The organism is Methylocaldum sp. (genome assembly GCF_039794385.1).
Classification (GTDB): Bacteria; Pseudomonadota; Gammaproteobacteria; order Methylococcales; family Methylococcaceae; genus Methylocaldum.
The window spans coordinates 1-6,914 of the sequence record NZ_JBDIVO010000251.1 but is presented as its reverse complement, the minus strand read 5'-3'; the positions used below and the strand labels follow the sequence as shown (position 1 = coordinate 6,914).

Sequence of the window (6,914 nt, the reverse complement as noted above, 5' to 3'; positions counted from 1 at the left end):
TAGGCCGGATCGAGCCGTTCGTCTCGGCTCAGGACAAGCTTATCCCGGCCTACGCGGGCTCAGTCCGCGACTCCCAGTATGACCGACCCGGCCTTGAACACGGCATGGGCCGCATCGCCCTCGCGCAGCCCCATCGAGTCCACGCTCTCGTTGGTGATGGTGGCGGCGATCGAATCGCCGCCCGCCAGTTCGATCACCACTTCGGAATTCACCGCGCCCTTTTGAATGCGCTTGACCGTCCCTTTCAACTGATTGCGCGCCGATAGGCGGTATCCGCCGAAATCCTTGACGATCATGACCAGCGGGGCCTTGATCAGCGCCATCGCGTCGTCGCCGTTCCTGACGCCCAGCGATTCCGCCGATTCCTTGGTGATGGCCGACACGATCGTTTCTCCGCCCTTGAGTCCTATGCATACTTCCACGGTGACCGCGCCGGTACGGATGTCGGTCACTTTGCCGAAGAGCTGGTTGCGCGCGCTTGCTTTCACGTTCAATCTCCTGAATAAGAAAATGAGGTTCGGGTTGTCCGCCAGTTGCCGGTTTTTCGCATCCAGGAAGCGGCGGTGTTCTTCCTGTAATCCGGTAAAAAGCGCCAATAACTCCCGGCCGACGGCGGTGAGCTTGGTGCCCCCTCCGTGGCGGCCGCCCACGGCGGTGGAAACCAGAAGCTCCGGCGACAGGTTGTTGGCCCGCTCCACCATTTCCCAGGCGCCTTTGTAACTTAGGCCCACATCTTTTGCTGCCCGGTTGATGGAACCCGTTTTTCCGATGGCGGCGAGCAATCGAAAGAGACGTTCGTTGAGGCCGCCGATCAGTCGGAGTTCGCCCTCGACCAAGGCGGGCGGATCGATCTTGTGATTCGGATTCGTCATCGATTGTTGGCTCTTCATGAACGGGATGGGGAGAGGCGGCCGGGATTCCGATCCACTTTCATCACGAGCGGATTGAAGGCTTTGGAAACCAGCATGACCGTGTCGCCGACTTGGATGTCCAGCATTTCCTGTGCCGTGGCGATCACTTGCACCACCCGGTTGCCGATCAGGATCGAGAGCGTGAACACGACGTCGTTGGGCTCGACCGCGAGCACTTCGCCGGTGAACTGAAATTTTCCGCTGATCCGGCGATTGCTGAAAACCTCGGCGGGGCGTCCGCGGGCGACCGTTCGGCCGCCCTCGATGACGATGACCCGATCGGACAGCCTGTAAACTTCGCCGAGGTCGTGGCTGACCATCAGGGTGGTCATCCTGAAATGCCGCTGTATCCGCAGAATTTCGTTTTGAAGGCGTTGGCGGGTTTCACCGTCCAGGGCGGAAAGCGGCTCGTCCAGCAGCAAGAGCCGGGGTCTCCGGGCCAAGGCGCGGGCCAGCGCCACCCGCTGTTGTTGTCCCCCGGACAGGGTGGTCGGGAGGCGCCGCTCCAGTTCCCGTATGTCCATCAGCTCCAGGAGTTCGTCCAGATAGCGTTCGTCCTTGGGATCCCCCAGCGCGATGCGGAGATTCTCGCGCACGCTCAGATTCGGAAAAAGGGCATAGTCCTGGAATACGAAACCGACTCGGCGCTTCTGGGGCGGGATGTCGATGCCCTTGGTCCGGTCGAACCAGATCTCGCCGCCTACGGCGATTCTGCCGTGATCGGGCTCGGTCAGCCCGGCGATGCAGCGAAGGCAAGTGGTTTTTCCGACGCCCGACCGTCCGAACAAGGTGAGAAACTGTCCGGTCTCGGCTTCGAGCTCGATGTCCAGGGTCACGTTCCCTTCCGCGGTGTGCAGGTTTTTTCGCAGCGATAGTTCCAGCATCAATGGGGTCCCAATGCGCGTTTGTTGATGAAAAATACCGCAAGCAGTATGGAGAAGCTCAGGGCGAACAAGACGAACGCATAAAAATTGGCCGCATCGTAGTTGAGCGATTCCACCTCATCGTAAATGGCGATGGAAGCCACTCGGGTCACGCCCGGAATGCTGCCGCCCATCATCAGCACCACGCCGAATTCGCCGATGGTATGGGCGAAACTGATCACGGCTCCGGCAAGCAGGGAGGGCTTGATGTTGGGCAGCAGAATCCGCGTCAGGGTTTTCCAGCGCGACAAGCCGAGCGTGTAGGCCGCCTCCGTGAGGCTGCGCGGCAGGTTCTGAAAACCCGACTGCACCGGGTGGACCATGAACGGCAGGCTGAACAATACGGACGCGACGACTAGTCCTTCGAAACTGAACACGAGCCGCAGCCCGAAGGTCTCGTCCAGAAAACGGCCGAAGGCGTTTTTGGGGCTGAAAGCCAGGAGCAGATAAAAGCCGAGCACCGAGGGCGGCAAGACCAAGGGCATGGCGACCAGGGCTTCCACCGCCGCCTTCAGGCGAAAGCGGCCGAAAGCCAGCCAGTAAGCCAGGGGCACGCCGATGAGGAACAATATCGCCGTCGTGACCGTGGCGAGCTTCAGAGTGAGGATCAGGGGTTGCCAATCATAGGCCATCGGCGCGTTCCCCCAGCATGACCTCGTTGGCCTTGACCAAGGCCTCGACGCGATCGCCCACGGCCAATTCCAGCCGCTCGGCGGCCCGGCGAGTGATAACGGACACCAGGCGGTGGCCTCCGCAATCGAGCGTCACCTCGGCCAATAGCTTGCCCTTGCGGATGTCGGCGATTTCGCCCTGTAGCCGGTTGCGCAGGCTCAGGCGACCGCTCAAGTCTTTGCCGAGCGAAACTTCCGTTTCCTTGAACAGGACCGATACGGCGTTGCCCGCTTCGAGATAGGGAGCGGATTCCGCCGTTTCCACCAGCATCGCGGTCAGCGTGTTTTCTCCCACGGCGACATCGACCAGCGAAATATCCCCTTCGCTGGCGACGGCAACGATGATTCCCGGCAATCGGTTCACGGCAGCCGATACCCTTGCCGGGCGAAGATGTCCCGTGCGGTCCGAGAAAACAGGAAGTCGAAAAAGCGTTTCGCCGCCGCGGGCCGATGTTCCTCCCCGTGCTTCAGAATGACGGCGGCCTGGGCGATGGGTCGATAGGCTTCCTCGGGAATTTCCATCCAGTGTCCCCGGTCCTTCAGCGCCGCCGTCAACACCGTGGACTTCGCGGTCAAGCCGATCTCGGCCGCCTGTGACAGCACGAACTGGTTGACCTGGGGAACGGTCTCGCCGTAAACGATTTTCTCTTGGAGAGCGGGCAGCAACCGATAGTGGCGCAGAGCCTCCATGGCCGCCCGGCCATAAGGCGCGCCCTTCGGATTGGCGAGAGCGATTTTGCGGATGCCCGGCGCCTTGAGCACCGCGGTCAAGCCCTTGTCGAAGGCGACGTCGCCGAGGGTCCACGCCACCAGCGCCCCGTAGACGTAGACCCTGGGCGGCGTGACGGCCAAACCGGATTTGTACAGATGCTCGGGATAACTGACATCCGCCGAAACGAAGACATCGAAGGGCGCGCCCTGTTCGACCTGGGCGGCGATCTTGCCCGAGGACGTGAACACCGGCTCGATCTCGATGCCGGATTCCTGCTCGAAAGCCTGTTTCAGTTCCGGAAAGTTGGCCTGAATGCCCGCCGCGGCGGCCACCGTCAGAGTGTCCCGCGCCGCGAGCGGCGGCGCTGTGGCCAAAAGGCAAATGGAAAGTACGAAGAACGGGTGTTTCATCATAGGACCTTTGAATATCGTCAAACAAAAACACGTTCACCGATAGCCGATTCGGTAGCGCCGTGTCCGCCGAACATCGCGACGGTAAGCGAGAACATGGCGATTATCCAGCGCGCCACATCTTGATCACCGACAACGCCAGACTGACGAACTTGTTGACGATGACCGCGTCCAGGGCCGGGAATTGAAATGTCCCGATGAGCAGCGGCAAGCGGAATTCCGCGCCTCCCAGTCCGATCAGGCCGCCCAGGGTAACGATTAGCGCCCCGCCGCCGAAGGCGGATACCCCGCGCCGCGTCGTCGCGGGCGCAGTGAGATTCGGATCGGCGTGCCGACTCATAGCGCGGGCGCCGCTTCGCCCGGCAGAACAAAGCCGTAGCGACGGAAGATCGCCCGCGCCGGTTCGGCGGCGACGAATTCGGCGAACGTCTCGGCCAATGGATTGTTCTCGGCCCGCTTGACGACGACGTAGGCCTGATCCAGAGGGGAATGCAGATTCTCCGGAACCAGCGAATACCCGCCTTTCTCCTTCAGCGCGGGACTCACGGCCAGCGACAGGGCGATGATGCCGACATCGGCGGCGCCGGTCTCGGCGAACTGGGCGGTCTGCGCCACGTTTTCGCCGAACACCAATTTCTTTTCCACTTTCGACCACAGACCGGCTTTCTTCAGTGCCTCCTCCGCACGCATGCCGTAGGGGGCATGCTTGGGATTGGCGATGGCGATCCTGGTGATTTGGGGACTGTCCAAGTTCTTTAGTGTCATCTTGCTGGCGTCGGTCCGTGCACTCCACAGCACGATGCGGCCGCGGGCGTACATCCTGACCTCGGAAGCCGTCAGCCCCTGCTCTTTAAGCTTTTCCGGAAACTTGATGTCGGCCGAAAAGAAGATGTCGAAAGGCGCTTCGTGCACGATTTGTTCGTAAAACTTGCCGGACGAACCGGTGACGAGATCCACCGTCGCTTCCGGGTGGCGGTCTTTGAAGGATGTCACGATTTCGTCCATTGCATACTTGAGATCCGCCGCGGCGGCGATGGTGAGCTTGCCTGTCTCGGCGCCCTGAGCGGTGTGGCCTATGGTTATCAGATGGAGCAAAAAGATCAATAAGAAGCGATGCATGGCTGAGTTCTCCACAGTTTGAACAGATCGGGTTTTTCGAGAAATCCGGGTTTTCGGCTCTTGTATCAGAACTGATACTGAAACCGGGTCAGGAACACTTTTTCCGTCGGACGATCCCGGCCTCGGGCCGCGCCGCCGTCGAAATAGGTCTGGGCGTAATCGGCCATCAACTTGATATTGGGGTTGAGAAACCAGTTCAGGCCCAGCGCCCACTCGGTGGCTTTGCTGGCCGAGGTGGACGGGTTGGCGAAAGCGCCGTTGTACTTGAAAGTGTCGTCGTCCACGTCCAACTCGCCCCATCGCGCGGCGATCTGGAAAGCGCCCCAGGTGCCGGCGAAGGGATCGAAGTTTCGGGCCGGCTTGATCCCGAAGAACGAGTTCCTTTCGCCGGTCAGCACATACGAGGTCTGCACTTGCCAGGCGGTGTTGTCCTGGCGCGCGGTTCGGGTTCTCGTACCGTCGGCGAGGCGCTGGGATGAAATCACGTACTCGGTCAGCAGCCCGAACGACCCCCAGTACCAATAAGCCCCGGGCGTGATGCGGTAGGCGTCTCCGAAAGCGGTGACGTTCGGGTTGTAATTCAGGAAAGCCTGCTGTCCGGCCGAGGTCAGCCGGTTCAAGCTGTGTCCTCTCGGTTGCCCCCAACTGCCAGCAAGATTGATACCCAGGCCTTCCAAAGCCGGGATGCCGCTGTGCATGAAAGGATGCGAAATGAGACGGCCGGCGAACTCCTTGTTGTCGTCCCGCTCGCTGTCTACGTTACCCCCGTCGCGGGCGCCGTTGAAGACGCCGAGTTCGTAGCCGAAGAACTCCTTGAACACCGGCAAGATCGTGTACTGCGTTTTATAGCCGGGGTAGGGGATCTGGCCGTGCAGCATTACGCCGATATCGCGTGCCGGCGTGAGGTTCTGGGTCAGTGCTCGCTCGACGAACGCGATATTGGGCGCGCCTTGCTGACGTTCCAGGCCGTTGATGGGCGGTCTGAATTTGCCCGCCATCAGGCTGGCGTACGGAAAATAGTGCAAATCGGCGAAGGCGTCGAACAGGCGCAGATTGCCTTGGCCGAAATCCGGCGAGAAACGGAAATCCGCCCATTTGAAGAAGGTGCCGTCGATGGTCAGACGGGCGCGGCGGATGGAAAACTTGTCCGGAATCGCATCGCCCGTCGAATCGTCCATGAAAAAATTGCCGTCGGCCTGGGCATAGGCGCGGAGGCTCAGGCGATAGTTCTCGTCGGCGGATTTGACGACCAGGCCCTTGTTGCCGATCTCGACCTTGGGCGCATTCTTTGCCGCTTCCGCCGTCACCTTGCGATCCTGCTCGATTTTTTTCTCGAGCGTGGCGACTTTGTCGTTCAGCGCTTTTACCTCGCCGTCAGATGTGGCAACGGGGAGATTTTTCGGATTCGTTTCCTGCGTTTTTGCGGCGATTTGTTTACGAAGCTGCGTGTTTTCATTCTCCGATTGTTCCAGGCGGGTTTCCATTTCCACGAGGCGCCGTTCCATCGCCTGCATGCGTTCTTCCATGGTCGCCGCAGACACGCCGTGAGGCGAGCTAAAGAGTAAGCCGTGACAAGCGACGGCGAGCGCTGTTTTTTTTCTTATAGTCATGAGAAGTTTCCCCAATTTGTTTGGCCGTTAAGCTGCGACGCCTCATTGCAAGCCGTCTCCGATCGCGATGGCTGGTTCTTTGATTGGTGTTTCCCCCCTTCCGGTCCACGTCATTGCGTAGCCGAAAAACCCTTTGAACGTTAATTCGTTATTTATTTAAAGTTATAACGATGATCGAGCAAAAACAGGGCCAATAATGGGGCGAACATCTCGACGAGAGGGAATTGGTCGGCAACGGCTGGCGTCCCGCAACTGCCGGAGGCCTAGTGCCTATGCTGTTGAATATTCGGCGGAAACGCGTTTTCGCTTGGGCTTAATCGTTCGGTTTGTGCTTCGTTATATACGTTAATAAATATCGATACAAGTAGTTCGGCCGGCGAGCGTCGGATAGCTATGGTGGCGAAAGGAATGTCAGGTTTCGAACAGGAAGAATGTCGGTTTTCCAACAAAAGCGATCGGCGGATCACGGCAGTCGGGCGAGAACTCGGCTAAGCTTCCATGGCGCCGGAACGGGCACCGTTGCCTGCCGGTGTCCTGAGTATTACCCCTAATTGGAGA

At 59.8% G+C, this 6,914-nt stretch carries 8 protein-coding genes; all 8 read right to left on the bottom strand.

The features are described 5' to 3' along the window. Nucleotides 1-59 precede the first annotated feature (59 nt). The gene (locus ABJK70_RS17785; protein ID WP_168175332.1) at nucleotides 60-872 is read right to left on the bottom strand and encodes a TOBE domain-containing protein; all 813 of its coding nucleotides are present in this window, start codon (nucleotides 870-872) and stop codon (nucleotides 60-62) included. Nucleotides 873-886: 14 nt separating this feature from the next. Then, nucleotides 887-1,795, bottom strand: a complete 909-nt coding sequence (locus ABJK70_RS17780) for an ATP-binding cassette domain-containing protein (RefSeq protein ID WP_347258641.1) — start codon at nucleotides 1,793-1,795, stop codon at nucleotides 887-889. Then, entirely contained in the window at nucleotides 1,795-2,466 is a 672-nt protein-coding gene (modB, locus tag ABJK70_RS17775; RefSeq protein ID WP_077728561.1) for a molybdate ABC transporter permease subunit, read from the bottom strand. Before modB ends, ABJK70_RS17780 begins: the two co-directional genes overlap by 1 nt. Continuing rightward, nucleotides 2,456-2,869: a TOBE domain-containing protein gene (locus ABJK70_RS17770; RefSeq protein WP_205780655.1), complete on the bottom strand. Its 414-nt coding sequence runs from the start codon at nucleotides 2,867-2,869 to the stop codon at nucleotides 2,456-2,458. Before ABJK70_RS17770 ends, modB begins: the two co-directional genes overlap by 11 nt. Beyond that, nucleotides 2,866-3,630, bottom strand: coding sequence for a molybdate ABC transporter substrate-binding protein (gene modA, locus ABJK70_RS17765; protein WP_347258640.1), 765 nt, complete (start codon nucleotides 3,628-3,630; stop codon nucleotides 2,866-2,868). Before modA (ABJK70_RS17765) ends, ABJK70_RS17770 begins: the two co-directional genes overlap by 4 nt. A gap of 100 nt (nucleotides 3,631-3,730) precedes the next feature. Beyond that, complete coding sequence (locus tag ABJK70_RS17760) at nucleotides 3,731-3,967, bottom strand: hypothetical protein (RefSeq protein WP_347258639.1); 237 nt, start codon at nucleotides 3,965-3,967, stop codon at nucleotides 3,731-3,733. Beyond that, entirely contained in the window at nucleotides 3,964-4,746 is a 783-nt protein-coding gene (modA, locus tag ABJK70_RS17755) for a molybdate ABC transporter substrate-binding protein (RefSeq protein ID WP_347258638.1), read from the bottom strand. The genes ABJK70_RS17760 and modA (ABJK70_RS17755) overlap by 4 nt, the downstream gene beginning before the upstream one ends. Nucleotides 4,747-4,811: 65 nt before the next feature. Next, nucleotides 4,812-6,356, bottom strand: coding sequence for a porin (locus ABJK70_RS17750; RefSeq protein ID WP_347258637.1), 1,545 nt, complete (start codon nucleotides 6,354-6,356; stop codon nucleotides 4,812-4,814). Nucleotides 6,357-6,914: the final 558 nt, after the last annotated feature.